The organism is Novosphingobium sp. FG90 (assembly GCF_057808725.1).
Genome location: NZ_JBMDIO010000130.1, coordinates 1 through 357 on the forward strand (window position 1 = coordinate 1; position 357 = coordinate 357).

Genomic DNA, 357 nt, shown 5'->3' on the forward strand with positions numbered 1-357 from the left:
CGCCGGCGCTTGTCGCCGCGGCGACGGCGGCTTGCGCAAGCGCGACGCCTCCGGGCCCGAGCGCCGGCGTGATGCCCGACAGGTGGAGCAGTCGGGCGCCCTCGAGTGCGGAGGCAAAGTCGAACTGGTCCGCCCTGGAGGTTGCGAACACGGAACCCCCGCGATCGTAGGTGATCGACGAGGGCCGAAGACCAGCTCCGCTCTCGAGGAAGTAGAGGCCCATGCGGCCGGTATCGCGCCCGACGTGGGCGGTATTGATCCCGGCGGCATTCAGGGCCGCGCGCGCCTTGTCGCCCAAGGGACTGGACGGCAGGCGCGTCAGCATCTTCACGTCATGGCCCAGCGAGGCGAGCCCCG

At 71.4% G+C, this 357-nt stretch carries 1 protein-coding gene; it reads right to left on the bottom strand.

The annotated features are described in order from the left end of the window. On the bottom strand, positions 1–357 hold a 357-nt coding region (locus tag ACODRZ_RS26870), incomplete at both ends, for a PfkB family carbohydrate kinase (RefSeq protein WP_488973206.1).